We start from the raw sequence: 25,514 nt of genomic DNA, 5'->3' as shown, positions 1-25,514 counted from the left end.
CTGGTGGGTCTACGCGTATCGGAGCGTGGTCATCATGCCGGTCTCCATGTGATAGATGTTGTGGCAGTGCAGAGCCCAGGCGCCCGGGTTGTCGGCGTCGAGGTCGACGTTGACGCGGCCCATCGGACGGATCAGCACCGTATCCTTGCGCAAACCCGAGCGGTCGGGCAGTGACCAGGTGTGGCCGTGGATGTGCATCGGATGCACCATCATCGTCGAGTTCGTGATCTGCATTCGCAGCCGCTGGCCGGGCCGGACAGTCAGCGGTGTGTCCTCGCCGTACTTCTTGCCGTTGATCCCCCAGGCATACGGCGACATCTGCCCGTTCAAAGTGACTTTGAGTGTGGTGTCGGGATCGCGGTCGGGCAATCGTGCCGATTCCGCCGCGGCCAGGTCATCGGCGCCAAGAAGTACTGGGCCCTCGAGTTCGCGCGGGCGGATGGTGCTCGGCGGGGCCTGTCCCGAAGCTGTCCGCAGGAACGCCAAGGCTTGGCCACTCTTGCCTTCGGCTGCCGCGACAAGCGGGAACACACCATCTCCGGCGGTGATGGTCACGTCGTAGCGCTCGCCCATCGCGACGTACAGGGCTCCGGTCTGCTTGTCGTTGACCCGATGGCCGTCACTGTGCGTCACCGTCATCGTGTGGTCGGCGAGTGCGACCTTGAAGACCGTGTCCGATGCCGCGTTGATCAGTCGCACCCGGACTCGTTGACCCGGTCGGCAGCGGAACTCGGTCGGCGCCTCCGGAACCCTGCCGTTGATGAGATAGTGCGGGTAGGCGACGTCTCCGGCGTCACCCAGCGACGAGTTGCCGTGGTTCATTCCCGGCATCGACGAGTGATCCATCCCGCCCATGCCCGACTTCAACGGTCCGGACTCGGCCTGAAAGTCGGCCAGAATCTGATCGGGGCTCTTCCCGACCCCGTCCGTCCAGTCGTCGAGGACGACGATCCATTCCGCGTCGTAGTCGCCCGCATCGGCCGGATCATCGATGATGATCGGCGCGTACAGACCCCGATCGAGCTGTGCCCCGACGTGGGGGTGGAAGAAGTGCGTCCCAGCATCGGGGGCCGTGAAGGCGTACACGAACCGGTTTCCGGGTGCGATCGCCTGCTGCGTGACGTCTGGGACTCCGTCGGCTTCGTTGCGAAGTCGGATGCCGTGCCAGTGAACGGTCGTCGGCGCAGGAAGTTGATTGTCGACGTTGACTCGCAGGAAGTCGCCCGCCGTGGCGCGAACCACTCGCCCGGGAACCTCGTCGCCGTAGGCCCAGGTGTTCGCGATAATGCCCGCACCGAGATCGACAGCCACCGGTCGGGCCGTCAAAGACGCCTCCACCACCTTCTGCCCCGGCTTCGGCGACGCCTGCAACGGCGGTCCCGGCAACGGCGACGACTCAGGGCGTTGAGGGCGGTCCGGGCTGCACGCGCCGAGTACGCCGACCCCCAGCGCCGCCAACCCTCCGATGAGCACCGATCGCCTCGAAACCTCAACCATCCTGATCAGCCTTTCTGGTCCGCGCTGAATCCGCGAGCATGTATCGCGGACGTCCACTCCCATAGTCGTCTCCGACGCGCCGGGTAGCGACTCTCGCGGACGATCTTGAGGAAACCTTGAATCGATGCTGACGATACGAATGTGGCCGATCACCGTCACCGACATTGGAGCACGCACAACGGCATGTCCTGGCTCACCGTTCAACGAGAAGTATCACCAACCCCACAGGCCTGACCACTGCGCCGACTCGTCGGCTCTCACCAGTTTGGAGGCCCCTGGGGGTCGTCGCGAATCAGCCGAACCATCCGCGTGTAGTCCACGTCAGAGATCTCCCCGCACGCCAAACGCTGGCCGAGGACAGACTCGGGGTCCAGCACCGAAGAGGCACGTATCGACGAACGGATCGCCAGAGTGATTCCGACGGCGATCAACGCCCAGACTGCGATCAGTACGAGCAGCATCCAACCGTGTCCGAAACTGCCCATGTGGCCGCCGTTAGAGAACATCATCGCTACACCTCACTCACCGTCGATCCAACAGTACGCCGCCGACCGTGGCAGACCGAGTCTCGCCTGCACCGACCGGGGCACAGGCCGACAACTTCAGGCATTCGGCCATCACGGCCCAACGATGCCTTCCCCATGTCACACCGCCCTGGACTGAACAGCATTGGATAGAGCCCCGTGGGGTGGTGGACTTCGGATCGGGCGTGGGGCCCACGCGTTCTGATCAACGAGTCGTTGTGAACGCTATGCGAGCTGGGCTTGCTCGTCCAGTAGTGCGGCGGCTTTCGCCTTCTCGGCGAGGACCGCGCGGAGCTCGTCCATGGACACCTCGGACATGTAGCGGCGGGTGACTTGCCATTCGTCGTGGGCGTCGATCACCACCGCTGTCGCCAGCCGGAGGAACGCGTCCGGGTTAGGAAAGATCTCCACGACGTCGGCGCGGCGTTTGATCTCCTTGTTCAGCCGCTCGATCGGATTGTTCGACCAAATCTTCTGCCAATGGGATTTCGGGAACGGCAAGAACGCGAGCACGTCGGTTTGGCTTCTCGCATCATCGCCGCCACCTTCGGCATCGGTGCCTGGAAACTGTCCGCGACCTGATCCCATTGCGCCGCAACGTCTTCGCGGTCAGTGTGCGCGAAGATCGTCCGCACCCCGGCAGTCACGACCGGCTGCTGCTTGGCCGGCACCACCCCATGCAGATTCCGCATGAAATGCACCCGGCACCGCTGCCACGCCGCGCCCACGAACTGTTGTGCCACAGCAGCTTTCAAACCTGAATGGGCGTCAGAGATCACCAGGTGCACCCCGTGCAGACCACGGGCTTTCAGACTCGTGAGGAAGTCCTTCCAGAACTCGAAGGACTCACTCTCGCCGACCGCGGTACCGAGCACCTCGCGAGTCCCGGTCGCCGACACCCCGGTCGCCACCACCAACGCTTGGGAGACCACGTGGGCGCCGACGCGGACCTTGCAGAACGTGGCATCACAGAACACATACGGAAACTCGGCATGAGTCAGCGAACGGCCGCGGAATTCGGCGATCTCGGCGTCTAGACCTGCACAGATCGCCGGACGCCTCGCTTTTCCAGACGCCGGAGTCCACGCCCATGGCGCGCACCAGATCGTCGACGCTGCGGGTGGAGATGCCCTGAACGTAGGCCTCCATGATCACCGCGTACAAGGCTTTGTCGATCCGGCGTCGTCGCTCCAACAGGACCGGGAAGAACGACCCGGCGCGCAGTTTGGGGATCTTCACCTGCACATCACCGGCGGGGGTCGAGATCGTCTTGGGTCGGTGGCCGTTGCGGACGGTGGTGCGGTCTGCGGAGCGCTCGTAGCGGCCGGCGCCGATCTTGGTGGTCGCCTCGGCCTCGATCAGGGCCTGCAGGCCGGCCCGCAGGATCTCCGGGAGCACCCCGACCAGGGCGAGTTCATCAGAGCGCAGTGAGGCGATTTCGGTCAGTTGGTCGAGCAGGGCAGAATGGTCGTGGGTCATCGCGTGAATGCCTTTCAGTTGAGTCACTTGCCGGTAACTCACTGATCATCACGCGATGGCCCGCCCAACCGGCGACACCGACCCCGTGCGGCGTGTCCACCACCGTCACCGAGCCACCAAACCCCACCACTCCAGGGGACTCACCCCGACGCCCCGTAAGCCCTATCGACGGGTACACCCGACTGGAGGGGTGTCACCCACGATCTAAACCGTTATGTGATTCACAGTCGGATACGCTGTGGCCAAGTTACAGATAAAGCACTCGGACTGCTTCGGCTAGTGCTTGCTCCCAGTCGACGACGTGGTGGAGCATGATGAACGAGACGACCATGTCGAACTGGCCGTCGGCGAATGGTAAAGCAGTTGCGTATGCAACCCGGGTGTGCGCGCGGTCACCGAAGGCGCGGAGGCGGTCTTGAGCGGCTGTGACCATTCGGGGGTCGAAGTCGGTGACGGTAATGGTTGTCGTCTGCGGTTCTGGGCTTGCCGCCAGAATGTGGGCCGCCATAGCGCCACCGCCGCCGCCAATCTCGAGGAGGGCGCCGTTGGGCTGGACTCCTTGTAGAGCCCAAGGGAGCACCCACCGACTGGTCGCGGTCTCCCATGGTGCGCTTCGGCAGAACAGTGCTTCGACTTGTGACATCGACGGCATCGCGGATTGCTCCTTCGGGGTGCGGGTGAGGTGGGAGCTTCGATTCCACCGTGCCTGGACGCTATCATCGTCGTATGACGATGAATAGATGTTCGGTGATGGTGGGGACGGAGCTCGATCCTGCGGTCGCGTTGTTTCGGAGTTTGTCTGACGGGACCCGGCTAGCGATCGCGGCTCGATTGGCCCGCAGTGGTGAGGCTCGAGTGGCTGATCTGATGGCTGAGTTGGGTCTTGCTCAGTCGACAGTGTCCGCGCATGTTGCGTGCCTGCGGGACTGCGGATTGGTGGTGGGTCGGCCAGAGGGCAGGCAGGTGTTCTACCGTCTGGCGCGGCCGGAGCTTCTCGACCTGCTGGCGGCGGCTGAGACGGTGCTTGCTGCGACGGGCAGTGCCGTAGTGCTGTGTCCCAACTATGGGTTGGACAGTGCCTGCGATGGTGAGGCCACTGCCGGCGCGGTCGTTGAGGAGATCCGCGGTGTGGGGGGTGATCGACGATGAGTGATGCATGTGGATGTGGGCACGACGAGATCGGGGAGGATGAGCAGGCGCCTGGACATTGGTGGAACGTCCGAGAACTTCAGGCAGCTGCGGTTGCCGGATTGTTGTTGGTGGCCGCCTATCTCACTGGCTGGGCAGATGGTCCGAGGACGATCAGTACGACCCTGGAGTGGGGTGCTCTGCTAGTAGGCGCGGCGACGTTTGTCCCGTCGACACTGCGGCGGCTGGCATCGGGGAAGATCGGCGTTGGAACGCTGATGACGATCGCTGCGGTGGGTGCGGTGATTCTCGGTGAGGTCGGGGAAGCGGCGATGCTCGCGGTGTTGTTCTCGATTAGCGAGGGCCTTGAGGAGTACGCCGTTGGTCGTACTCGTCGGGGCCTGCGGGCGTTGTTGGATCTGGTCCCAGATTCGGCGATGGTGTTGAGGGCGGGCGTCCCGACAGCGGTGTCGCCGTCAGTTCTTCGTGTCGGGGATCAGATCCTGATCAAGCCGGGTGAGCGTATCGCCACTGATGGGCGCATAAGCGAGGGGCGATCGTCGCTGGATGTATCGGCGATTACTGGCGAATCGGTGCCGATTGAAGCGAATCCTGGGGACGTCGTGTTCGCGGGATCGATCAACGGCACTGGTGTGTTGGCCGTTGATGTCAGCGCTACTGCGGAGAACAATTCGCTGGCGAAGATTGTGCAGATTGTCGAGGCGGAGCAGTCTCGAAAAGGCGATGCGCAGCGGTTAGCTGACCGGATTGCTAAGCCGCTGGTTCCGGCAATCATGCTCATGGCCGCTGTGATCGCGGGTATCGGCGCAGTGTTTGGCGACCCGGCGACGTGGGTGGAACGAGCTCTTGTGGTGCTGGTGGCAGCCTCACCCTGTGCGCTGGCAATCTCGGTTCCGGTGACAGTGGTTGCTGCTATCGGCGCCGCCAGCAAGATTGGTGTGCTGGTCAAAGGTGGTGCGGCGTTGGAGTCTCTCGGCCGGGTCCGGATCGTGGCTGTTGACAAGACGGGAACGCTCACCGCGAACAAGCCGGTTGTTGTCGGTGTTGCTGTTGGCGGTCAGGCGAACGAGGTCGCGGGAGAACCCGGTGTGACCGGCGACGTTGGGCATTCGATTGAGCAGGCGCGAGTGCTCGCGGTTGCCGCGGCGCTGGAAGCTCACAGTGAACATCCTCTGGCTCGTGCGATCCTTGCAGCTGACGGTGGGGTGAGTAGGGCTGCGACTGATGTACAGGCGGTGCCAGGAGCGGGTCTGACCGGTCTGGTCGAGGGTCGCCCCGCTCGGCTTGGGCGGCCGGGTTGGATCGATGCGGGTGCTCTGGCCGACCGGGTCGCGGCCTTTCAAGCTGATGGTGCAACCGCGGTTCTCGTCGAGGAAGACCAACGTCTCCTCGGAGTCGTCGCGGTACGTGATGAGCTTCGCCCCGAAGCACGGGAGGTCATCACGCACATGCACGATTCTGGAAATGCCGTGGTGATGCTCACCGGTGACAATGCCGCGACGGCGACTGCTCTTGCACAGATCGCCGGGATCGACGATGTCCATGCGGATCTGCGTCCAGAAGACAAGGCACGAATCGTGTCCACGCTGCGCGGCGACGGATTCATCGCAATGGTCGGTGACGGGGTCAACGATGCTCCCGCACTGGCCACAGCTGACTTGGGAATCGCCATGGGCGCGATGGGTTCTGATGTCGCGATTGAAACCGCGGACGTGGCACTGATGGGCGAGGACCTGCGGGTGCTGCCTCAAGCGCTCGATCATGCTCGTCGGGCGCGGACCATCATGCTGCAAAATGTGGGGCTGTCCCTTGGTCTGATCGCCGTTCTCATCCCGCTCGCACTGTTCGGGTTGCTCGGGTTGGCCGCGGTGGTCGCTGTCCACGAACTCGGTGAGATCGTCGTCATCGCCAACGGCGTCCGTGCTGGGCGGGTCAAGAACCGCCTGACGATGGCCGATACCGCTGGAGCATCGGTAGCAGTCGGGGCGAACCGATGACCCCGTCTGGTCCGGCGGTGTCAGGCGGTAGGTCGGGATATGCCCGCCGCCTGGGGATGCTGCTGCTGGCCCTGACCTTCGTCATCGTTGACGTGGCCGTCAAGGCATGGGCAGTCGATGCACTTGACGGCACCCGAATAGAGGCCGGGCCGGTGGACCTGCAGTTAGCGTTCAATTCGGGCGCGGCCTTCTCCTTTGCCGCCACCGCTCCGGGGTGGGTACTGCTGGTCATTCCCGCCGCGGTCACGTGTGGAGTCGCGGTCCTCGGTTGGCGTACCGCAGACTCCCACGGACTGCTCTGGCGCGTCGCGATTGCCGCCGTCCTGGGCGGAGCGATCGCTAACATCATCGACCGCATACCGGACGGAAAAGTCACAGACTACCTACACACCGGCTGGTGGCCCACGTTCAATCTCGCCGACACGTTCATCGTCCTAGGCGCCCTCACCCTCGTCGTGTGCATCATTGTCGACCCACACGAATCACCATCGCAGAACGAGGGGCAGGTACCGGCTGAGGACCAGTGAGCTGGTGCGATGTTGTGCTGTCTCCGGACCGTGATGGTCCGGCCGACGTCACCGCAGTCGTCGACCGGCATACCGAGCCCACGTTTCGCCGGAGCGTTCAGCGTGAAGGAACGCAACCTGATGGCTGTAGCCCAATGCGTCGGCGACGACGGACGGAGGGCACTCGAGCACGAGGTCGTCGAGTGCGCTGTTGCGGGCACCGAGGTTGCTCATGCCGATCAGGCGCAGGCGATGCATGATCGTGTCGGGATGGAGATGATCTCCGGCATGCGTGCCGGGAAACAACCAGGGATTGCCGTGTCCACTGGTGCGTAGATTCGTGCGATGGGCGAGCACGTCGCGGACGAGTTGAGCGAACGGTTTGGGCACGTCGACGGGGTGCTTGCCGAAAGTGATCGCCATCGGATTGCCGTCGATGATCGATGATGTCTGCAGTCGGACAATGCTTTTCAGCGGCTGCGCATACAGCAGAATCAGGACCCCAGCGACTCTGTAAGGGAGAGTCTCACTGTCACCAGTGAGCAGTTCGCTGATCCAGGCGATCCGCTGGGCTTGAGTCAAGGATGGTGTCGTCTTCGGAGCCCGGTGGCCGAGCTGCACGGCGGTATTGAGTCTGTCTTGTTTGCAGATGACCAGGAACGTTCGGATCGTGTATCGCGTTGTCGGACCTGTTGCGATCCACTGGTCGACGTCGTGTTGCGTGCAGGTCTCGATCGTGCGTCCGTAGGTGGACCTCAGCCAGCTCAGGAACTTGACGGTCTCGGTGATCTCTTGTTTGGCCGATCGCACCGATGGCTGGGTATCGCCGCCGGCATCGGCGATTGCGCGAATCCGCCGCAGATGGTGCCACGTCGCGAAGTGGCGAGCGGGCCGGGCGACCTCGGTCGGCAGGTCGATCAGCTTGTCATCGATCCATTGTTCGAAGCGTGGCAGCCACCGGTCTCGGGGAGGCAGTAGGCCGTGGTATTCCATCAATGTCCGCAGATGTTCTGCTGCCCGACTGGGTAGGGTGCCTAAGCCTTCGTGCGTGGCGGCGATGGCGCCGGTTCCTAGCCCCTTGAGCAGTTCCTGGACTTTCGGTGACCGCTTCCAGATCATCGTCGACTCGGGTCGCTTAGCGACGCATAGCGCGTCGACGAGGCCGCTGAGGATTGGGTCGGACGGCGGCCCGCCCATGATCTCGTGTAGGTCGTCCCGGACGGCGCAGCGAGCGCATATCGTCCCGCGGTGGTGACCGGACTCCTCGCCGCAGCGGCTGCATCGAAAGTCGTCGACGATACCTGCGCACGGCCCGCACACCGGGGTGCCGTCGGGCAGGGGTGGTCCAGGTAGAAGTCGTTCGACGCCGCATACCGGGCATGTTCCGTGAGTGTGGATCGCGGTGAACCAGCAGGTGAAGCAGATTCGGCCTTCGGGCCAGTGTGCCTGCGTCCGGGTGGTCGATCTGCCGCACCGGTCGCAGACCCACGCTCCACTCGCCTGTCGCGGTCGGCCGCGTACTGGCCGATAGGGGACTAGGCCGTCAGGTTCCATCCTGTCTTCACCTCATTGCGTGGTGCTACTCGTCGAGGATGTTCGCGCGCCGCGGACGCACAGCGCGGTCCAGCCGCATGACGTTCGGGCCGGCATTGGCTGCTCGGTGGTGCTCGCGAGCATTGACGGCGGTGACTGTGAGAAGCGCGTCGGGGCCGCACCCGAAGATGTCACACAACGCCGACATCAACTGCAGCGACACCCGCTCAGGTCGCTGGTTGACCAGCCGATACACCTGGGGACGGGACAACGTGATGTCGCGTTCGGCGAGCAAGGGGATCAAGTCCGTGGTCGTGTTCATTCCGCGCGCAGCCATCAATTCCGCCAGCCGCCACGTGTAATCGACCTTGCGTTTCATTCGGGAGTGCCCTTCGTCGTGCTGTCCAACGCTTCTCTCACGGTCCGGTCCAACACCGATCTCAATGTTGACCGACGAAATTCGTCAGATGTGAACTGATAGATTCCCGTCGTCGAGGCGTGTTCGTGCCCCATCTGGTCCTGCACGAACCTGGGATCCCAGCCATCCTCGAGTAAATGCGTGGCGTACGACCGCCGAAACGAATGCAGATCGACGCCGTCGGGGATACCCAGATCAACACAGTAGCGGCGTACACGACGAAGAAGAGTCGACCCCACCACCAGCCCACCTCGTTCGCTGGAGAACAGATCAAGACTGTCGGGATCACCTCGGCCGTTGGCGATCCAGTCCTCGATGATCGGAGGTGTCCACCGCCACACAGTCAACACCGACCGGGGTTTCGGCGGTGATCCGCGGAACGCCTTGCCGTAGCGGACCTTGCACACGCCGAACTTCCCGAACTCGCGAGCGTGGGGATTGCGGGCGAAGTCCACCAATTGCAGGTGCGTGAGCTCGTTAAACCGCAAGCCGTAGGCGTAGGCGACCTTCATCATCGCGGCGTCCCGGTAGGCCGCCTGCCAGCCCTTCCTGCTGGTCGTACCGATCCGAGCTACCTCATCGTCGGCGTACTCGAACAAGGCTTGAAGCTCGTCCTTGGTGTACGGGCGCTTGCTCGCCCGCCCGTCGTACTCCTGGACGTGGCTCGCGGTGTTCCAGGCGGAAAAAACCTGGGCCGGGTACGCGTCGAAGAGCTGCTCACAGACGCGGTCCCACCCGTAGTCAGGGTTGCTGATGTAGGAACAGAATGCCCGCAGTGTGCCGTGGTAGCCGCGCAACGTCGAGTGCATCACATGACGAACCGACCGAAGATCGGCGGAAAACTCCTCAACCATCGCCGGTGTCCAGTTCCACGGCTCCTCGTTCGAATGCTCGATGAACCTCTGCACGCAGCCCACTCGCCGATCGATTGTCGAGAACTGCAAGTTCCTGGACAGCTGCTGGTTCCGCCACCCGTCGAGCATCAGCTCGACGACACGCTCCTCCGGCCGCAGAAGTGGCACAGATTCAACCAGATGTACTCGGCCAACCTCATCGATTCGCATCGGAACCTCCACCAGAAACGGTTTCATCTGATGATTCAATGATGCATCCAATGAGACGGCAGGTCAATACCTGCAGGTCAAATGACGACGAAATCGATCGAGACCAGGCTACTGCCCACGCGACTCATGGGGCCTCGCCGGAAGGCGGCTGGCCTAACCGGTACGTATCCGCTGGTCCCGACGCCATAGACTGAACGAAGCGCCCGGGCATGGGGGAGCCGCAGTGATTCAGCTGTTGCAATACGCAGGGTTCAAGTTGACATAATGTATCTTATCGGCACGAACCGTGACGTGCGGTCTAATTGGGCTCAACTGTTGTTGTCGTCTAGTCGTCCGCCAGTTGCGAGGTCTGCTGGGCGACGCTTCGAGCTATAGCTGGCTATGTGTCGCGCGTTGTCGCCTTAGTCGGCGGGCGCGCCTTGTGGACTGGCTCGCTCGGCATGTTGGTGACGGCTGGATGCGGTGTCGGCTTTCAACGTCGGAGGTGGTCTTTCGAATCCATCCATCCGGCATGTAAGAACGGCATCCTAATTACGTCACTGTGACGTAATTAGGCTTTGCGAATCCCCCTAGCCGGCCGTGGTCTCGCGGGCTCGCCGGGAGTGTTCGCTTATGCCGAGTCCGTAGATACGCGGACTCGATCACCTCGGCGGCCGAGTGGTCGACGTCGTGTCCCTCGAGATACCGGTCGATGTCGGCGTAACTGACGCCCAGAGCCTGTTCGTCGGGAAGAGCTGGGCGATCGTCCTCGAGATCTGCAGTCGGCACTCTTGTCCAGGTGCTCTCCGGCGCTCCGAGATGTCGAAGCAGCTCTCCACCCTGGCTTTTGGTCAGCCCGGCAAGTGGATTGAGGTCGCTGCCGCCGTCGCCGTATTTGGTGAAGAATCCCGTGACCGCCTCGGCGGCGTGATCTGTGCCCACGACGAGGAGGTTCCGCTGGCCGGAGGTGGCGTACTGAGCGACCATCCTCTGCCGCGCCTTGATGTTGCCACGGACGAAGTCGCTGAGCTGATTGACCCCGAGCGCGGCCGCAGTAGCCTCCGCGGAGGCGTCGACTGCTGGTTTGATGTCGACGACGAGCGATTCTGTCGGCGCGATGAACTCGAGCGCGATGTCGACGTCGGACTGATCCGATTGACGTCCGTACGGCAACTGCACGCCGATGAACGTCGCGTCAGCGGCCTCGTCGGCAAGGCGGTCCACCGCCAGTTGGCTCAGCCGTCCGGCGAGTGTGCTGTCCTGCCCGCCGCTGATTCCCAGCACGAATCCGCGGGCCGGACTGCTCCGCAAATAGTCGATTAGGAATGACGTGCGTCGTTCGATCTCCTCCGCCGGGTCAATCGTCGCTGCGACGTGCAGTTCGCGCCGGATCTCCTCGTTCAGTCCACTCATCACTCAACCTGTCATCGTCGGCCGACAGCGGCCAAAATCAGTTCGAGCCCGGTCTCGATAGTCGCAGCCAGAATGTCCGGCGGGTCACCTGTGAAATGACGATGCTGCGAACGAACCTCTCCCCTGTCGTAGAGCCCGAACCATACCGTGCCTGGAGGGACTTCTTCTTGTGTCTCGGGTCCCCCCTCGCCGGTCACGGCGAGGGCGAAGTCGGCGCCCATCAGTTCGGCGACCGCCGAGGCCATTGCCTGCGCGGCGGCTTCGCTGACCACCGACCCTTCGGGCACTGCGAGAAGCCGATGTTTGACCTCATTTCGATACGCGATCACGCCCCCGCAATACCATTCGCCGGACGCTGTCGCCCGCCCCAAGTGGCCGGCGAGATTGCCCGCAGTGAGCGACTCGGCGGTGGCGACCGTGAAGCTGGTGCGCCCGGCAGCCGCGGCCAGCTCTTCGCACAAGTCGCGCACCTTCTCGTCAGTCGGTATGCGGTCCTCGGGATCGGCCACCATGTTCACCCCTGTCATCAACGAGTCGACTAATCATGTCCGAATACCCTCCTTCGAGATTGCGAAACCTGCAGTCACCACCGGCGTTCTCGTCTCGTCGCGCTTCAGGTGGTGCGCAGGCGAGACGCCTGGCGATCCGCCAAGGGGCAAGCGGTCGCCAGGCGTCTCGGAGACAAGAGAACAACTGATCCGGTGATACTCGATAGGCACCTCCATCCTGTGATGAACAGTGCGGGGCCCTTCCGCGGCAGGCGTGAGGATGCGACTCAGCTGTGGAGTTCGATACCAATCCCCCGGCGCTCGACTTGGCGCCAAGTTACCGGGAACTCGTCCAATCCGTCGTCGCGATCGACCTCGATTTGCTGGTCAGACCAGTCGATCAGGTCGGATTCGAACGCTGCAAGCATGATGAACCTCCTGCATCGAACGGGTTGTCAGGGGTGCCATGTCATCCCGCGGAAGCGGCGATGGCCTGCTGCTCGCTGGAATGCTCGACAGCGATTCTGCGTGGCTTGGCCTTCTCCGCGATCGGGATCGAAACGGTCAAGACGCCGTTGTTGTACTGCGCGCTGATCGCCGCGGAGTCGATGCCGTCGCCGAGGGTGACTTGTCGGCGGTACGTCCCGGCGAACCGCTCGCTCGCCAGCCATTTCACACCGTCGTCCGACGCCAGAGAGCGTCGTGCAGAGAGCGAGAGAACGCCGTTGTCGACGCTGACATCAATGGATCCGGGATCGACGCCGGGAAGATCCGCAGTGAGGAGGTAATGATCCTCGACTTTGCACAAGTCCATCGGCATGAATCGCGGAGTTCGCACGGTTCCGCTCTGCTGTCCGGTCAGAAGGCCTCGAGTCAGGGCGTCGAGGTCGTTGAAAGGGTCGAATCCAAGCACAGCAATACACCTCCAATCGTTCGGCATCGGCCCTGGTGGCCGATGATCTTCATCACTGTGCAAAGCCGAGATTAGCACTCTCGCATAGAGAGTGCCAGAACTTTTCATCTGGCCTCGAGGCTGTCAGGCCGACGACGGATCGAGGTCGAACGCCGCCGCCATGCCCGATTTGCAACGGGCCTACAGAACAACCTCAACAGCTCGCGGCGCCGCTGATCCGACGGTCGACGGCCCGGCCGCGGAGAACATCACTCGATCCTCACGAACTGCGGCACCGAGTCCAAGGAGCGTCACGATCGCCGGGGCGAGATCGTCGTCGTCCGGATGAGGAGGTGTCACCTCGCCGAGAAGCGGTAGCGGGAACATTCCGATATCGGTGAGCGTCGAGTCTGCCCAGACGCTCGCAGGCCACGGGGCATCGTTGGTGACATATGTCGACAGGCCGTGGACGACGACCAGATCCGCATGATCGGCGTCGTGGTGCAGGTCGTGGCCGTCGAACGAGGCCGACCACCACGGCATGGCGTCGAGCGGTGCGACGCCTGCGGGTCCGGCGTAGCCGAGCGTGGTCATCGTGACCGGCGACTCGAACAGCAGGAACCCCGATCCGCCTGCCGCAGTGAGGTCGGTGGCGGCTGCCGGGGTCGCCAGTCCCCGACCGAGAGCGCCGGCTGCCGCGTCGCTCAGCCATGTCGGCGGCGATTCCCGAAGGGCTGATTGCGCGGCCGTCACCATCACCTCGATCTGTCCGACGCCCGGACCGTCGAGACCCGGCAGTGTTGCCAGAATCCGTTCGTATCCGACCATCAGTTCGTCGCGAAGACGACTCGTCTGCGTCGAGTTCCATGTGTGCTGTGCTCCCCCGAGATTTGTCATGGCGTGAAGATATGCCCGATCCCGAGCATTGGCCACCACGAATTCCACAGGCCCACCCAGGCGCTCATTGACGCTCGTGTAAAGCTAAAGGGGACGACCCTGCCGGACGAAAGGACTGCTTGTGACCGACCGCTCTCATGTCGACTATCGGGTGGAGGACGGCATCGCGTTCGTCACTCTCGATCGCCCAGGCCGCCTGAACGCATTCGACGACCAGATGGAACAGGAACTCGTCGAGGTCTTCGATCGGTCAGACGCCGACGACGACGTGAAAGTCGTGATTCTGACCGGCGCGGGACGAGCCTTCTGCGCAGGTGCGGATCTCGTCGCCGCAGATGATCCTCGTGACTCGTTCCGCGACTGGCGGTCGGCCACCGACATCCCTGACGGACTGATCTTCGACTCCCCGGGCGACGGGCTCCCGCTCCGCCGGGACGGAGGAGGTCGCGTGGTGATGCGGATCTTCGAATCGATCAAGCCGATCATCTCCGCGATCAACGGTCACGCGGTCGGTGTCGGGTCAACGATGACGCTTCCGACTGATATCCGAATCGCCTCGGACACAGCGAAGTTCGCGTTCCCGTTCACCAGGCGAGCGTTTGTGCCGGAGTCCTGTTCGTCGTGGTTCCTTCCACGCGTCGTCGGTCCCCAGCAGGCGCTCGAGTGGATGCTTACCGGCCGAACGTTCGATGCCGCGGAGGCGCTGGCCGGAGGCCTCGTCCGCAGCGTTCACCCCGCAGATGAGGTCCTCGACGTGGCGAGGCGTCTCGCCCGGGAGATCGCCGACAACACCTCAGCTGTGTCGGTCAGTCTGAGTCGCGCGATGCTCTGGCGGATGATGACCGCTGCTCATCCGATGCAGGCGCACCAACTGGAGACGCTTGCATTCAACATCCGCGGTGTGAGTGAGGATGCTCAGGAGGGCATCGAGGCGTTCCTGGAGAAACGAACCCCGGAGTTCCGAGACGCGGTGTCCGATGCTGGGATCGACCGGATTCTACGCGGGTGGGAACAGCCGGAGTTTGTTCCGCCGAACTAAGTACTGTGCCCGTCAGTCGATGTCGCGATCGAAGACGATCCGCACCGAGACTGGGTCGCTCTCCATCGCCTGGAAGGTGGCGGCGGTGACCCCGGCCAGCGCCGGATGCGGTGCGAAGGTCCGTGCTCGGGCGCGGACGTCGTCATCGTGCACGACCGTTGCGGTACCGGTACGCCACTCGTCGCCTTGGCGGATCCGGACGCTCGGATCGGCGAGGACGTTCAGAGCCCAGCCCGAACGCGTTCCGTGCTGGCTGATCACCCAGGCGCCCTCATCGTCGAACACCGCCGACACCGGCACCACCCGGGTCTCGCCGCTCTTGCGGCCGGTGGTCTCGAGGTGCGTCGCCAGCCGCCCGCCGAAGCCGAGTCGTTGAGCGAATGCCACCGTCGGGTTCATCAGCCGCCTGCCGACGGCACGCTCGAATCGGAACTTTCGCAGCGCTTTGGTATCCGCGGACGCTGCTCCCCCGCGCCGGCTGCGGAAGGCGTCGAGGCCGTTGTGCCGCACTGCGCCGACCGCGGTGCGCCAGATCGCGCGCTGCGGATCGGGTTCGTTCCCGTCGCCCATCCGGCGCAGTTGGTCAGCGTGCCACTGCAGGTCGAGCGCACCTTCGATGGTCTTCGCCTGACTCGCAGCCGTCCGCACGCTGCTGGGAAGAGGGAGCTGCACGGTTCGTGACGGCAGCACGTCGGCGATTCCGTCGATGATTCGGCGTGCCGCGTCCGGGGTGATTGTCGTGGGACGACCTAGACCGACGAGGTCACAATGACCGCCGTCGACAGCGTCGGCCATCGCCTCCCGCGACCGAAATCCGCCGGTCACTGCTATAGGAATGTCTCCCGCCAGTTCACGAACTGTGTCGGCGTATTCGAGGAAGTACGCTTCGCGGGCTCGGGTCTGGTCCGACTGGACGGGCCGTCCCATCATGGCGGGAGACTCGTAACTACCACCGCTGATCTCGATCATGTCGATCTGTTCGTTCGTGATCAGGGAGATAACGGCTCTCGAGTCGTCCTCGGTGAATCCGCCGCGCTGGAAGTCTGCCGAGTTCAGCTTCACACCGACGCCGAAGTCGGGCCGGACGCCCGAGCGAATGGCGCGAATGATCTCAAGGAGGAAGCGTGCTCGGGTCTCGACGCTGCCGCCCCACTCGTCGGTGCGCCGATTGCTCAGTGGCGACAGGAACTGCGAGACCAGGTATCCGTGTGCTCCGTGGATCTGCACACCGTCGAATCCAGCCGTTTCGGCGACCCGCGCAGCCGTCGCGAACCGTTCGATCAGGTCCACGATCTCGTCCCCGGTGAGCGCGCGTGGCGTGGGGATGCCGGGCAGATTCATGCCGATCGCCGACGGCGCCACTGTGTACGACGCTCCGAGGAGCGGGTTCGCCTGTCGGCCGGGATGATTCACCTGCATCCACACGCGTGAACCTCCGCGCTTCGCCGCGTCAGCCCATCGCGCGAACTCGGCGAGACGACTCTCGTCTTCGATGACGACGTTGCCCGGCTCTCCGAGCTGGCGCCGGTCGACCATGACGTTGCCGGTCACCACAAGACCGAAGCCGCCGTCGGCCCACCGGGAGTAGAGCCGGACCAGTCGGTCGTCGGGTGACCCGTCGCCGTCGGCGAGTCCTTCACTGAGCGCTGATTTCATCAGCCTGTTGGCGAGCGTCTGCCCGGACGGCAAGGTGAGCGGTGCAGTGATGGCGGCTGTGTCGAGGTCGGTCATCGAAGGAGTCCTCACGGGGTCGGGTGCCGAACGAACTATATCGATCGGTCTACTTCGCCCACACTAGGAGACCGATTGGTATATTTCAAGGGCGGAATGAGAGGGAGTCAGATGAGTGTGAAGGATCGGCTGCTGGAGGCGACGGCATCGCTGATGCGCTGTCACGGCGTGGCCGGCACATCGCTGTCGGACATTCTGTCGACGAGCGGGGTTGCTCGCCGGTCGATCTACCTCAACTTTCCGGATGGAAAGTCGGAGCTCGTCACCGAAGCGACACGTGCGTCCGGCGCGATCATCACCCAGACGATTGAGGGGATTCTCGACTCGCCCGATCCCATCAGTGCATTCAGTGACATGTGGGTGGAGGTCCTCACTTCCACCGAATTCGACGCGGGGTGTCCGGTGGTCGCCGCAGCACTGGGCCGCGCCGACGCGCCGTCGGCCGCCGACTTGGCGGGCGACATCTTCGATCAGTGGCACGAGCTCGTCCGTGATCGAATGGTCGACGACGGAATCGACACGGACACCGCGAAGTCCTTGGCGATCACCATCGTCTCCGCCATCGAAGGCGCGGTGATCGCCTCGCAGGCGCAACATTCGACCCGCCCGTTGACCGAGGTTGCAATCAGGCTGCGCGAACTCGTCGCTCTGCACCTTTCGGCCGTCCCGGCCCTCGACTGACCTCGGTCATCGCAGACACGCCCTAGGCGTGTGCGAGCACCTGGATCGCCAACACGGCGACACCGATCCCGACAAGAATCAGCATCGCGGCGGCCCGCTGCTGCCAGCTGATCGCCGCGCTGCGTACCGAGAGCCACACGATCAACGCGAGCTCGGCGACGTAGATGCCGCCCGCTACGAGCAGTGCGGTCTCGATCTCGATGGCGTCCCACGCCGCTGCCAGGATGAGAAGTGCGGGCAGCACCAGCGAGCTCAGAGCGCCGAGTGTGGTCCGAGCGATCACGCCGAGCGTGCGGACGTCCGGGAAGTGCTTGTGCACCGCGAGATGAGCGATGACGTCCGACGCGAATGCTGCCGACGTGACCCCGAGGACTCCGAGCATCAGCGTCGCGAACGACTGGCCCGGCGTTCGATGATGGACGTCCCCCGTGTACAGAGCGACAACAATGGCGAGGCCGGTGAATGCGACGTACACCCGCTCCTTGAGGTATCCGACCTTTTCAGAGTCGGTGATCTCCTCCGATGAGGGTGTCTTCGTCATGTCCCGAAGACTAGTCGGCGAGCCATCGGCGGTAGCGGCGAAGCGCGAACGACTGCAGTACGGTCTCGACGACGAGCGCGACCTTCGGATCGGCGCCCGGCTTCGGGGAGTGACCCTTTCCGAGTCGTCGCAGCTGGCGGCGGACACGCGTCATGCTTGCGGCAGACGCCACGGCCTTGTCGCTCATGCGCACCGGAGCCACCTCGACGGCCTCGTCGGCGTTGTGTCGCCACTGATTCGGCAGCTCCGGGTTCATCGCGAGTGCCGTGCCCATGCCGACTATGTCGACTCCCCCGGCAAGAACTTCCTCGGCGACGGACCGTCGGACGACGCCGCCGGTCAACATGAGGGGCAGCGGGCTGCTTGCGGCGAGCTCTTCGGCGAGGCTGAGGAAGTACGCCTCGCGCGATCGGCTGCGCTCGTCACCTGCCTGGCCGGTCATCGCCGGTGCTTCGTAACTGCCGCCGGACAGCTCAACGACGTCCACCCCCAGCGGTGCGAGCATTCCGATCACGGTTGCGGCGTCGTCGGCGTCGAATCCGCCGCGTTGGAAATCGGCCGAGTTCAGTTTCACTGCGACCGCAAAGGTTGGCGACACGCGGGCGCGCACCGCCCGAACGATGTCGAGAAGGAGGCGGGCCCTGTTCTCCAGCGGTCCACCCCAGTCGTCGTCGCGCCGGTTCGACAGCGGCGAGAGGAACTGTGACAGCAAGTAGCCGTGTGCGGCGTGAACCTCGACTCCGTCGAAGCCTGCCTCCTCGGCGCGTGCAGCAGTGTCGGCGAAACGAGTCACGGTCTGGTGGATCTGCTCTTCCGTCATGGCCACGGGCTGGGCGAAGCGCTTGGTGTTCTTGCCCAGTTCGACTCGGACGGCTGACGGGCCCCACGCTACGCCCGGCATGTCGGCGCGGACCTGGCGTCCTGGGTGATTGATCTGCATCCACACCTGCGAGTCGCCCGACTTGGCGGCACTCGCCCACTCGCGGAACGGCTCGATCGGCGAATCGTTGTTCAGGACGACGCCCGCCGGGCCAGTGAGCGCCTCGGCGTGCACCATCACGTTGCCCGTGATGAGCAGTCCGGCGCCGCCCTCGCTCCAGCGGCGGTAGAGGCGGAGCAGCGACTCGTCGGGAAGCTGTCCAAAGACGGCCATGTTCTCCTCCATGGCGGCCTTGGCGAGGCGATTCGGGATCAGCGCGCCACTCGGCAGCCTGAACGGTGTGAAGACGGGAGAATCGGCTGTCGCTGGCATCGTGCTTCCTTCTACGGTATGTTGACGGTGTACACATCACGCTAGAGAGGGAAGTTAGCGGTGTCAACATCGACCAAGAGTGCGTACCATCACGGCGACCTGCGTGCGTCGCTGCTGGAGGCGGCAATGGGCCTGCTCGAGGCGGGCGAGCCCTTCTCGCTGCGCGCGATCGCTCGCGAGGCGGGCGTTTCGCCGACGGCTCCGTACCGCCACTTCACGGACCGGGATGCTCTCGAATCCGCTCTCGCCGCGCAGGGGCTGCGCGACCTGAAGGCAGACCTGCTCAATGGCCGCTCGATGCTGACCCAACCCACGGATCTCGCCGACTTCGCGGTCGCCTATGTCGAGTTCGGTCTACGCCGACCGGAACTGTTCCGGCTGATGTTCAACAACGCGTGCGACGAGGGCAACGCCGATCGAGTGCAGGCGGCCGAAGACATCCGAGAGCTCCTCCGCATCGGCATGGCGACGGTCTACCCCGATTCGGACGCGGAGAACCTCGCGACCGGCGGCTGGGCCCTCGCTCACGGCCTCGCGTATCTGTTCCTCGACGGGAAGCTGCCCGCCGAGTCCAACGAGGAGATCGCCGAGCGAGTTCATGCCGCGTTCTCTGCAGTCCTCGCCGTCCACTGACGAACCTGGAGTCACCATGCGCATTCTCAACGTTGTCACCAACATCGCCCACTACGACGATCCGACACATCCGACCGGCCTCTGGCTGTCCAAACTCACGCACGCGTGGGACGTGTTCGAGGAAGCGGGTTTTGAGCAGGTGATCGTCAGTCCGGCCGGTGGTCATTCGCCGCTCGAACCGCGGTCGCTCAAGTTTCCGAACTACGACAAGAGCGCCAAGGCGTGGCACCGTGACCCGGCTCGAATGGCGCTGTTGGACGACACGCGCAGTCCCGATCAGATCGATCCGGCCGACTTTGACGCGATCTTCTACACCGGCGGTCACGCGGTGATGTACGACTTCCCGGGCAGCGAAGGGCTGCAGCGGATCAGCCGAGAGATCTACGAGAACGGCGGGGTCGTCGCCTCGGTGTGCCACGGCTACTGCGGACTGCTCGACATCACCCTGTCGAACGGCACGAACCTCGTCGACGGCAAGCGCGTCACCGGGTTCGCCTGGCAGGAGGAGAAGCTGGCCCGGGTCGACAAACTCGTGCCCTACAACGCCGAAGACGAGATGAAGGCTCGCGGCGCACTGTACGAGAAGGGGCGGATTCCGTTCATGTCGTACGCGATCGCTGACGGCAACCTCGTCACCGGGCAGAACCCGGGATCGGCGAAGGCGACTGCCAAGCTCATCGTCGAGACTCTTTAGGGCGTGGCGCCCGCGATGCGAAGCGCGATGTCGCTGTAGCGTCGCGACAGTTCTTCGGCGTCGGAGACCCGCTTGGTCGGGAACCAGCGGCTGACGTCGATGGCGAGCGAGGTGATCGCGAGGGTCGCCGTCGACACGTCGTCGACGTGGAACACATCGGCGTCGACTCCGGCTTGAAGTATCGAGTCGAAGAGGGCTGTCGTCGAGCGCCTGATGTCGGCGATCACGGCGAGATGCTCGGGTTCGAGTGACCGCAGTTCGTGTTGAATGACGCTGGAGATCGCGGTGCGTTGCGCGTGCCAGAGGACAAATGCTTGCGTCACTGCGGATAGACGTTCCGACGGCGGCAATGCTGGATCGTCGGCGTCTGTAGCCGTCTGCAGTACCCGCCAATGCCCCTCGAGTGCGATGGCGAAGAGCAGTGACTCCTTGGTCTTGTAGTGCGGATACACGGCACCGGGGCTCAGGTCGAGGCTCGCGGCGATCTCGCGTGTGGTTGCGACGCCGTAGCCGCGTGCTGCGAACACGTCTCCGGCCGCTGTGCGGATGCGGGCTGCGGCCTTCGATGTTCCGAGATGCTCGGCCAGTTCGGCCTCCGTCATGTTCGACACGTGGATATCCTTCCTTGGTCCTTGACACTCGGGCAACTGTGCTGAAGTATGCGTATGAATAGAAACTATACGAACGCATAGTTTTCTGTCTCCTGTACGCGACATCTCCGATCGGAACTCTCATGGCGCACGCACTGTCTCGACGTGATCTGGACTTCCTCCTGTACGAATGGCTCGACGTCGAGTCGTTGACAGCGCATGGCAGATTCTCCGAACATTCCAGGGACACGTTCGACGCTGTTCTCGACCTGACCGCCGATCTCGCTGAGAAGCACTTCATCCCCCACAACCGGGACGCCGACGCAAACGAGCCGCACATGTTGCCGGACGGGACAGTCGAGACGATCCCGGCGGTCAAGGCCGCCCTCGACGCCTACGGCGAGTCGGGTCTGATCACCGGAACCTTCGATGAGTCGATCGGTGGCATGCAACTGCCCACGACGGTCGCCCGCGCATCCATGGCCTGGCTGCAGGCGTCCAACGCGGGAACGTCGTCCTATGCGCTTCTGACCACCGCGAACGCCGCGTTGCTCGCCGAATACGGGACCGGCGACCAGGTCGAGACCTTTGTGAAGCCCATGCTCGAGGGTCGCTGGTTCGGCACCATGTGCCTGTCGGAGCCGCAAGCCGGATCGTCGCTCGCCGATGTCGCGACGCGTGCAGAGAAGCAGGACGACGGCACATACCGCGTCACTGGATCGAAGATGTGGATCTCCGGAGGAGACCAGAACCTCTCCGAGAACATCGTCCACCTCGTGCTCGCGAAGACGCCTGGCGGCGAACCCGGCGTCAAGAGCATCTCGCTGTTCATCGTTCCGAAGTTCCTCCCCGACGGCGACGGGATCGGCGAACGCAACGACATCACGCTGACTGGACTCAACCACAAGATGGGCAACCGCGGCACCACGAACGCAGCCCTCGCGATCGGTGACGGCACGCATCTGCCGGGCGGCCGTGCGGGCGCGGTCGGCTACCTCGTCGGGGAGGAGCACAAGGGCCTCTCGTACATGTTCCACATGATGAACGAGGCTCGCATCGGCGTCGGATTCCTCGCCACCGCCCTCGGTTACGTCGGCTATCTGAAGGCGGTCGAGTACGCTGCGGGCCGCACGCAGGGTCGGCCGCTCGGGGCGAAAGATCCGTCGGCGCCGCCGGTTGCGATCATCGAGCATCCGGACGTCCGGCGGATGCTCCTCGCGCAGAAGGCGTACGTCGAAGGCGGACTCGCCCTCGGCCTCTACAGCTCCAGAATCGTCGACGACCTCGCAGTCGAGACCGATCCGGAGAAGGCCGCAGACCTCGGCCTGCTGCTCGACGTCCTGACGCCGATCGCGAAGAGTTGGCCGTCGCAGTGGTGTCTCAAAGCCAACGACCTGGCGATTCAGGTGCACGGCGGATACGGGTACACCCGTGATTACGACGTGGAACAGCACTACCGGGACAATCGACTCAACCCGATTCACGAGGGAACCCACGGTGTGCAGGCGCTCGACCTGCTCGGCCGCAAGGTGATCATGCGCGGCGGCCGGGGCCTCGCCCTTCTCACCGAACGGATCGCGGCCACCGTCGCCGCAGGGCGTGAGGCGGACGGCGACGCGAGCGAATACGCGGACCAGTTGGACACCGCATGGACCCGCATCGTCAGTGTCACCGATGCACTGTGGGCCGACGCCGATCCAGTTTCCGCCTTGGCCAATGCGAGCGTCTACTTGGAGGCCTTCGGTCATGGTGTCGTCGCGTGGCTGTGGCTCGAGCAGTTCCTCGCGGCCGACGGACAGGTCGGCGACTTCTACGACGGCAAGCGCATGGCGACGCGGTACTTCTTCGCTCACGAACTGCCCCAGACCGGCCCGTGGATCGACCTGCTCGCATCGCGTGACACCACCACCACCGACATGAACCCCGCGTGGTTCTGACCCCACCCGACCTTCCCGAGGAGCTGATCAGATGAGTGTTCTTGATTCCTTCCGCCTCGACGACCGCGTCGTCATCGTCACCGGTGCGTCGTCCGGCCTCGGCGTCGCGTTTGCGCAGGCGGCTGCTGAAGCAGGGGCCGACGTTGTGCTCGCCGCCCGCCGGGTCGACAAGCTGGTCGCCACCGCAGAGCTGGTCGAGAAGACCGGTCGCAAGGCGCTCGCCGTGCAGACCGACGTCTCCGACCCCGACTCCTGCAGCGCGATGGTCGAGGCCGCGGTGGCCGAGTTCGGCAAGGTCGACGTGCTGGTGAACAATGCCGGCGTCGGAAGCGCGTACCCGGCCACCCGCGAGACTCCCGAACAGTTCCGTTCGGTGATCGACGTGAACCTCAACGGGTCGTACTGGGCTGCTCAGGCTTGTGGTCGGGTCATGCGGCCGGGAAGCTCGGTCATCAACATCGCGAGCATTCTCGGCATCACCACGGCCGGTCTCCCCCAAGCCGCGTACAGCGCGAGCAAGGCCGGTGTCATCGGTTTGACCCGTGACCTCGCGCAGCAGTGGGGTGCGCGGAAGGGCATCCGCGTCAACGGGATCGCGCCAGGCTTCTTCGCCACCGAGATGACCGATGAATACGACCCGGGGTACATCGAATCACTGCTGCCCCGCGTGATCCTCGGCCGCATGGGCGATCTGGCGGAGATCGCGGCGACCATGGTCTGGCTGGCGTCCCCCGCCGGTGGCTACGTCACCGGACAGACGATCACTGTCGACGGCGGGGTGACCATCACCTAGCTCGACAGTGGTGGCGACTGGCTGGGTCTGGTCACGCGCGTCGCGATTGGTCACACTGGTCGGGTGGACTACCGAACTCAGGACGCCTGGAGAACTGTTCAGCGGCACCTTCCCGAGGACTATCGGCTCACATCGGAGACGGAGCCGGCCGAGGAGTGGTGGGAGCACAGCGGTCACCGCATCCATCTCGACGCCTACCGAAATCCGGATGCGCCGGTGAAGGTGATCCTGCTGCACGGCGTCGGGACGAACGGCCGCCAGATGTCACTCATCCTCGGGCGGCCGCTCGCGTCCCGCGGCTACGAGACAGTGGCGATCGACATGCCGGGTTATGGCGTCACCGACGTCGCCGAAGACTCGCTCGTCACGTATGACGACTGGGTCCGGATCGGATCGGCGCTGGTTGAGAAGGAACGAGACGGTCGGCCCATCGTGCTGTACGGTCTGTCCGCTGGCGGCATGGAGACGTTCCACGTGGCGTCGACGAACCGGAGCGTCGCGGGGATCGTCGGCATGACGTTCCTCGACCAGTCGTCGGCGAAGGTGCGTCGCGACACGGCGTTCGACCCGGTGACAGGCGCCGTGGGCGGGCCCGTCATGAAACTCTTGGCCCGTACCCCCGCCCGGCGGGCACGAGTCCCGATGCGCTGGGTGAGCAAGATGCGGGCCCTGGTCAACTCGCCTGCCGCGAAGAAGGACTGCTACCGCGACCGCACATCCGCGGGCAACTCGGTGTCGGTGGCGTTCCTCGACTCGTACCTCAACTACCGTGCGCCCGAATCGCCGGAGCAGTTCGACGTCTGCCCGATTCTGCTGACCCAGCCGGCTGCCGACAGATGGACGCCGCTGGCGCTGTCGACGCCGTTCTTGAATCGCGTCTCGCGGGTGCCGGTGGACATCGTGATGCTGGAGAACGCCGGACACTATCCGCTGGAGCAGCCTGGCCTGGATCAGATGGTCGACGCCATCGACAGGTTCTGCCAGGCTCGACTCGCCGAGTTCAGATGATCCCGCCGAGGTCCACCTGGCGGCGCGCGTTGGCGATCGCGGTGACTGTGCAATGTCCGACGACGCCGTGCCTGTCGAACATCGTCGCTGTGCCCACCGACAGCCCGGCGCTGCTGGTCTGACTGTCGGCGCGGAGACCCACGCTGCCGCCGATCGGGAGCCTGACCAGCGCCAGCGTGGCGTCGGTGTTGATGAAGCCGGCGCCCTCCGTACCCCAGTGGCACACGAGGCTGGTCGTCTCTGACATCGTCACCGCACGTTGGAACGGCGTCATGTCTTCTCCCGCGACGAGAGGCGGGAACGTCTGCCACGCAGATTTGCGTCCGGCGTTCTGGTGCATTCGGTAGTCGCGTGACCAACCGTTGTGTCCGCTGGTGATCAGCGGCGGACCGACGACGTCCGCACCTTCCGGCGGAGTCGGGAGCGGTTCGGCGGACTGCCACAACTCCCCCGGCGGTTCGTCACTCGGCACGACGAACACCGATGTCGCGCGCGCTCGCACTTCGCCGTCCTGCACTACTGCGGCGTCGACCACGGACATCCGCGGGCCCCGCCTGACCACCGAGGATCGCGTCGTGAATCCGTCGGACCGGACCGGTTTCACAAGGTCGACGGTGAACCGCAGGGGCGACAATCCGGAGTCGGCCATCTCGGCTTCGACGGCCCGCGCGAGGGCGCCGCAGACCGCGTATCCGCCGACCTGGGTGGCCGACCATGGACTGATCGCGAGCGGCTCCGCGTGCAAGGACGTGTCGTCTCGGACCGTGAAGAAGGCCATC

At 64.2% G+C, this 25,514-nt stretch carries 26 protein-coding genes and 1 pseudogene; 10 read left to right on the top strand and 17 right to left on the bottom strand.

Annotated elements, in window-relative coordinates; genetic code table 11:
• Positions 1-9: 9 nt before the first annotated feature.
• The 4 genes and pseudogenes from GM1_RS02545 to GM1_RS22870 all read right to left on the bottom strand — a co-directional run bounded on the left by GM1_RS02545 (position 10) and on the right by GM1_RS22870 (position 4,143).
• Positions 10-1,497: a multicopper oxidase family protein gene (locus GM1_RS02545; RefSeq protein WP_040519338.1), complete on the bottom strand. Its 1,488-nt coding sequence runs from the start codon at positions 1,495-1,497 to the stop codon at positions 10-12.
• Positions 1,498-1,754: 257 nt separating this feature from the next.
• Positions 1,755-2,006, bottom strand: coding sequence for a hypothetical protein (locus tag GM1_RS02540; protein WP_008376372.1), 252 nt, complete (start codon positions 2,004-2,006; stop codon positions 1,755-1,757).
• Between the two features lie 240 nt (positions 2,007-2,246).
• A pseudogene (locus tag GM1_RS02535) lies at positions 2,247-3,500 on the bottom strand (IS256 family transposase).
• A 247-nt stretch (positions 3,501-3,747) separates the two neighbouring features.
• Positions 3,748-4,143, bottom strand: coding sequence for a class I SAM-dependent methyltransferase (locus tag GM1_RS22870; protein ID WP_223291435.1), 396 nt, complete (start codon positions 4,141-4,143; stop codon positions 3,748-3,750).
• Positions 4,144-4,226: 83 nt separating this feature from the next.
• Between GM1_RS22870 and GM1_RS02525 the strand changes: the two genes are divergently transcribed.
• From GM1_RS02525 to lspA, 3 genes are read left to right on the top strand one after another with little or no spacing between them, the layout of a single operon-like run.
• Positions 4,227-4,649 (top strand): ArsR/SmtB family transcription factor, encoded by a 423-nt coding sequence (locus GM1_RS02525; RefSeq protein WP_039855988.1) that lies wholly within the window; start codon positions 4,227-4,229, stop codon positions 4,647-4,649.
• Positions 4,646-6,646, top strand: coding sequence for a heavy metal translocating P-type ATPase (locus tag GM1_RS02520; protein WP_008376366.1), 2,001 nt, complete (start codon positions 4,646-4,648; stop codon positions 6,644-6,646). The genes GM1_RS02525 and GM1_RS02520 overlap by 4 nt, the downstream gene beginning before the upstream one ends.
• Positions 6,643-7,173, top strand: coding sequence for a signal peptidase II (gene lspA, locus GM1_RS02515; RefSeq protein WP_008376365.1), 531 nt, complete (start codon positions 6,643-6,645; stop codon positions 7,171-7,173). Before GM1_RS02520 ends, lspA begins: the two co-directional genes overlap by 4 nt.
• A 48-nt stretch (positions 7,174-7,221) precedes the next feature.
• Here lspA and GM1_RS23190 read toward each other — a convergent pair whose 3' ends face one another.
• The 8 genes from GM1_RS23190 to GM1_RS02480 all read right to left on the bottom strand — a co-directional run bounded on the left by GM1_RS23190 (position 7,222) and on the right by GM1_RS02480 (position 13,836).
• Positions 7,222-8,145: a site-specific integrase gene (locus GM1_RS23190; protein WP_009678408.1), complete on the bottom strand. Its 924-nt coding sequence runs from the start codon at positions 8,143-8,145 to the stop codon at positions 7,222-7,224.
• Between the two features lie 586 nt (positions 8,146-8,731).
• The gene (locus tag GM1_RS02505) at positions 8,732-9,064 is read right to left on the bottom strand and encodes a helix-turn-helix domain-containing protein (protein WP_008376362.1); all 333 of its coding nucleotides are present in this window, start codon (positions 9,062-9,064) and stop codon (positions 8,732-8,734) included.
• On the bottom strand, positions 9,061-10,167 hold the full coding sequence (locus tag GM1_RS02500; RefSeq protein ID WP_008376360.1) for a tyrosine-type recombinase/integrase: 1,107 nt from the start codon (positions 10,165-10,167) through the stop codon (positions 9,061-9,063). The genes GM1_RS02505 and GM1_RS02500 overlap by 4 nt, the downstream gene beginning before the upstream one ends.
• A 531-nt stretch (positions 10,168-10,698) precedes the next feature.
• Positions 10,699-11,559 carry an NAD(+) synthase gene (gene nadE, locus GM1_RS02495; RefSeq protein WP_008376358.1) on the bottom strand — a complete coding sequence of 287 codons (861 nt, stop codon included), beginning with the start codon at positions 11,557-11,559 and terminating at the stop codon, positions 10,699-10,701.
• A gap of 11 nt (positions 11,560-11,570) precedes the next feature.
• Positions 11,571-12,071 carry a CinA family protein gene (locus GM1_RS02490; RefSeq protein ID WP_008376356.1) on the bottom strand — a complete coding sequence of 167 codons (501 nt, stop codon included), beginning with the start codon at positions 12,069-12,071 and terminating at the stop codon, positions 11,571-11,573.
• Positions 12,072-12,334: 263 nt separating this feature from the next.
• Positions 12,335-12,475: a hypothetical protein gene (locus tag GM1_RS22225; protein WP_157435738.1), complete on the bottom strand. Its 141-nt coding sequence runs from the start codon at positions 12,473-12,475 to the stop codon at positions 12,335-12,337.
• Positions 12,476-12,516: 41 nt separating this feature from the next.
• Positions 12,517-12,960, bottom strand: a complete 444-nt coding sequence (locus GM1_RS02485) for an Hsp20/alpha crystallin family protein (RefSeq protein WP_008376354.1) — start codon at positions 12,958-12,960, stop codon at positions 12,517-12,519.
• Positions 12,961-13,140: 180 nt separating this feature from the next.
• The gene (locus tag GM1_RS02480) at positions 13,141-13,836 is read right to left on the bottom strand and encodes a hypothetical protein (protein ID WP_157435736.1); all 696 of its coding nucleotides are present in this window, start codon (positions 13,834-13,836) and stop codon (positions 13,141-13,143) included.
• A 121-nt stretch (positions 13,837-13,957) separates the two neighbouring features.
• Between GM1_RS02480 and GM1_RS02475 the strand changes: the two genes are divergently transcribed.
• Entirely contained in the window at positions 13,958-14,875 is a 918-nt protein-coding gene (locus tag GM1_RS02475) for an enoyl-CoA hydratase-related protein (protein WP_008376352.1), read from the top strand.
• 12 nt (positions 14,876-14,887) lie between these two features.
• Here GM1_RS02475 and GM1_RS02470 read toward each other — a convergent pair whose 3' ends face one another.
• Positions 14,888-16,606: a nitroreductase family deazaflavin-dependent oxidoreductase gene (locus tag GM1_RS02470; protein ID WP_008376350.1), complete on the bottom strand. Its 1,719-nt coding sequence runs from the start codon at positions 16,604-16,606 to the stop codon at positions 14,888-14,890.
• 111 nt (positions 16,607-16,717) lie between these two features.
• Here GM1_RS02470 and GM1_RS02465 point away from each other — a divergent pair, with 111 nt between their 5' ends.
• Positions 16,718-17,287 carry a TetR/AcrR family transcriptional regulator gene (locus tag GM1_RS02465; RefSeq protein ID WP_040519336.1) on the top strand — a complete coding sequence of 190 codons (570 nt, stop codon included), beginning with the start codon at positions 16,718-16,720 and terminating at the stop codon, positions 17,285-17,287.
• Between the two features lie 22 nt (positions 17,288-17,309).
• Here GM1_RS02465 and GM1_RS02460 read toward each other — a convergent pair whose 3' ends face one another.
• Positions 17,310-17,828, bottom strand: a complete 519-nt coding sequence (locus GM1_RS02460; RefSeq protein ID WP_008376348.1) for a hypothetical protein — start codon at positions 17,826-17,828, stop codon at positions 17,310-17,312.
• Between the two features lie 10 nt (positions 17,829-17,838).
• The gene (locus GM1_RS02455) at positions 17,839-19,080 is read right to left on the bottom strand and encodes an NADH:flavin oxidoreductase/NADH oxidase family protein (protein ID WP_008376347.1); all 1,242 of its coding nucleotides are present in this window, start codon (positions 19,078-19,080) and stop codon (positions 17,839-17,841) included.
• A gap of 60 nt (positions 19,081-19,140) precedes the next feature.
• Between GM1_RS02455 and GM1_RS02450 the strand changes: the two genes are divergently transcribed.
• Both GM1_RS02450 and GM1_RS02445 read left to right on the top strand, forming a co-directional pair.
• Positions 19,141-19,713, top strand: a complete 573-nt coding sequence (locus tag GM1_RS02450; protein ID WP_008376346.1) for a TetR/AcrR family transcriptional regulator — start codon at positions 19,141-19,143, stop codon at positions 19,711-19,713.
• Positions 19,714-19,729: 16 nt separating this feature from the next.
• Positions 19,730-20,407, top strand: coding sequence for a type 1 glutamine amidotransferase domain-containing protein (locus tag GM1_RS02445; RefSeq protein WP_008376344.1), 678 nt, complete (start codon positions 19,730-19,732; stop codon positions 20,405-20,407).
• On the opposite strand, the gene GM1_RS02440 is transcribed toward GM1_RS02445, so the two are convergent.
• Positions 20,404-21,009 carry a TetR/AcrR family transcriptional regulator gene (locus GM1_RS02440; RefSeq protein ID WP_040519377.1) on the bottom strand — a complete coding sequence of 202 codons (606 nt, stop codon included), beginning with the start codon at positions 21,007-21,009 and terminating at the stop codon, positions 20,404-20,406. The genes GM1_RS02445 and GM1_RS02440 overlap by 4 nt on opposite strands.
• Positions 21,010-21,140: 131 nt before the next feature.
• Here GM1_RS02440 and GM1_RS02435 point away from each other — a divergent pair, with 131 nt between their 5' ends.
• The 3 genes from GM1_RS02435 to GM1_RS02425 all read left to right on the top strand — a co-directional run bounded on the left by GM1_RS02435 (position 21,141) and on the right by GM1_RS02425 (position 24,735).
• Positions 21,141-22,934, top strand: a complete 1,794-nt coding sequence (locus GM1_RS02435) for an acyl-CoA dehydrogenase (protein WP_008376339.1) — start codon at positions 21,141-21,143, stop codon at positions 22,932-22,934.
• A 31-nt stretch (positions 22,935-22,965) separates the two neighbouring features.
• Positions 22,966-23,727, top strand: coding sequence for an SDR family NAD(P)-dependent oxidoreductase (locus GM1_RS02430; RefSeq protein ID WP_008376338.1), 762 nt, complete (start codon positions 22,966-22,968; stop codon positions 23,725-23,727).
• Between the two features lie 63 nt (positions 23,728-23,790).
• A complete protein-coding gene (locus tag GM1_RS02425; protein WP_008376337.1) occupies positions 23,791-24,735 on the top strand; it encodes an alpha/beta hydrolase in 945 nt (314 codons plus the stop codon).
• Here the strand turns inward: GM1_RS02425 and GM1_RS02420 are convergent.
• Positions 24,728-25,513 (bottom strand): acyl-CoA thioesterase domain-containing protein, encoded by a 786-nt coding sequence (locus GM1_RS02420; protein ID WP_008376335.1) that lies wholly within the window; start codon positions 25,511-25,513, stop codon positions 24,728-24,730. The genes GM1_RS02425 and GM1_RS02420 overlap by 8 nt on opposite strands.
• Position 25,514 lies beyond the last annotated feature (1 nt).

It is taken from the genome of Gordonia malaquae NBRC 108250 (assembly GCF_000344135.1).
Taxonomy (GTDB): domain Bacteria; phylum Actinomycetota; class Actinomycetes; order Mycobacteriales; family Mycobacteriaceae; genus Gordonia; species Gordonia malaquae.
Note: the sequence above shows the minus strand (reverse complement) of the source record. Positions and strands in the feature narration are given on the sequence as shown.

Coding starts and splice junctions, on each gene's coding strand:
- GM1_RS02545 (WP_040519338.1), bottom strand. CDS start 1,497: ATGGTTGAGGTTTCGAGGCGATCGGTGCTCATCGGAGGGTTGGCGGCG.
- GM1_RS02540 (WP_008376372.1), bottom strand. CDS start 2,006: ATGATGTTCTCTAACGGCGGCCACATGGGCAGTTTCGGACACGGTTGG.
- GM1_RS22870 (WP_223291435.1), bottom strand. CDS start 4,143: ATGTCACAAGTCGAAGCACTGTTCTGCCGAAGCGCACCATGGGAGACC.
- GM1_RS02525 (WP_039855988.1), top strand. CDS start 4,227: ATGACGATGAATAGATGTTCGGTGATGGTGGGGACGGAGCTCGATCCT.
- GM1_RS02520 (WP_008376366.1), top strand. CDS start 4,646: ATGAGTGATGCATGTGGATGTGGGCACGACGAGATCGGGGAGGATGAG.
- lspA (WP_008376365.1), top strand. CDS start 6,643: ATGACCCCGTCTGGTCCGGCGGTGTCAGGCGGTAGGTCGGGATATGCC.
- GM1_RS23190 (WP_009678408.1), bottom strand. CDS start 8,145: ATGGAATACCACGGCCTACTGCCTCCCCGAGACCGGTGGCTGCCACGC.
- GM1_RS02505 (WP_008376362.1), bottom strand. CDS start 9,064: ATGAAACGCAAGGTCGATTACACGTGGCGGCTGGCGGAATTGATGGCT.
- GM1_RS02500 (WP_008376360.1), bottom strand. CDS start 10,167: ATGCGAATCGATGAGGTTGGCCGAGTACATCTGGTTGAATCTGTGCCA.
- nadE (WP_008376358.1), bottom strand. CDS start 11,559: ATGAGTGGACTGAACGAGGAGATCCGGCGCGAACTGCACGTCGCAGCG.
- GM1_RS02490 (WP_008376356.1), bottom strand. CDS start 12,071: ATGGTGGCCGATCCCGAGGACCGCATACCGACTGACGAGAAGGTGCGC.
- GM1_RS22225 (WP_157435738.1), bottom strand. CDS start 12,475: ATGCTTGCAGCGTTCGAATCCGACCTGATCGACTGGTCTGACCAGCAA.
- GM1_RS02480 (WP_157435736.1), bottom strand. CDS start 13,836: ATGACAAATCTCGGGGGAGCACAGCACACATGGAACTCGACGCAGACG.
- GM1_RS02470 (WP_008376350.1), bottom strand. CDS start 16,606: ATGACCGACCTCGACACAGCCGCCATCACTGCACCGCTCACCTTGCCG.
- GM1_RS02465 (WP_040519336.1), top strand. CDS start 16,718: ATGAGTGTGAAGGATCGGCTGCTGGAGGCGACGGCATCGCTGATGCGC.
- GM1_RS02460 (WP_008376348.1), bottom strand. CDS start 17,828: ATGACGAAGACACCCTCATCGGAGGAGATCACCGACTCTGAAAAGGTC.
- GM1_RS02455 (WP_008376347.1), bottom strand. CDS start 19,080: ATGCCAGCGACAGCCGATTCTCCCGTCTTCACACCGTTCAGGCTGCCG.
- GM1_RS02445 (WP_008376344.1), top strand. CDS start 19,730: ATGCGCATTCTCAACGTTGTCACCAACATCGCCCACTACGACGATCCG.
- GM1_RS02440 (WP_040519377.1), bottom strand. CDS start 21,009: ATGACGGAGGCCGAACTGGCCGAGCATCTCGGAACATCGAAGGCCGCA.
- GM1_RS02435 (WP_008376339.1), top strand. CDS start 21,141: ATGGCGCACGCACTGTCTCGACGTGATCTGGACTTCCTCCTGTACGAA.
- GM1_RS02430 (WP_008376338.1), top strand. CDS start 22,966: ATGAGTGTTCTTGATTCCTTCCGCCTCGACGACCGCGTCGTCATCGTC.
- GM1_RS02420 (WP_008376335.1), bottom strand. CDS start 25,513: ATGGCCTTCTTCACGGTCCGAGACGACACGTCCTTGCACGCGGAGCCG.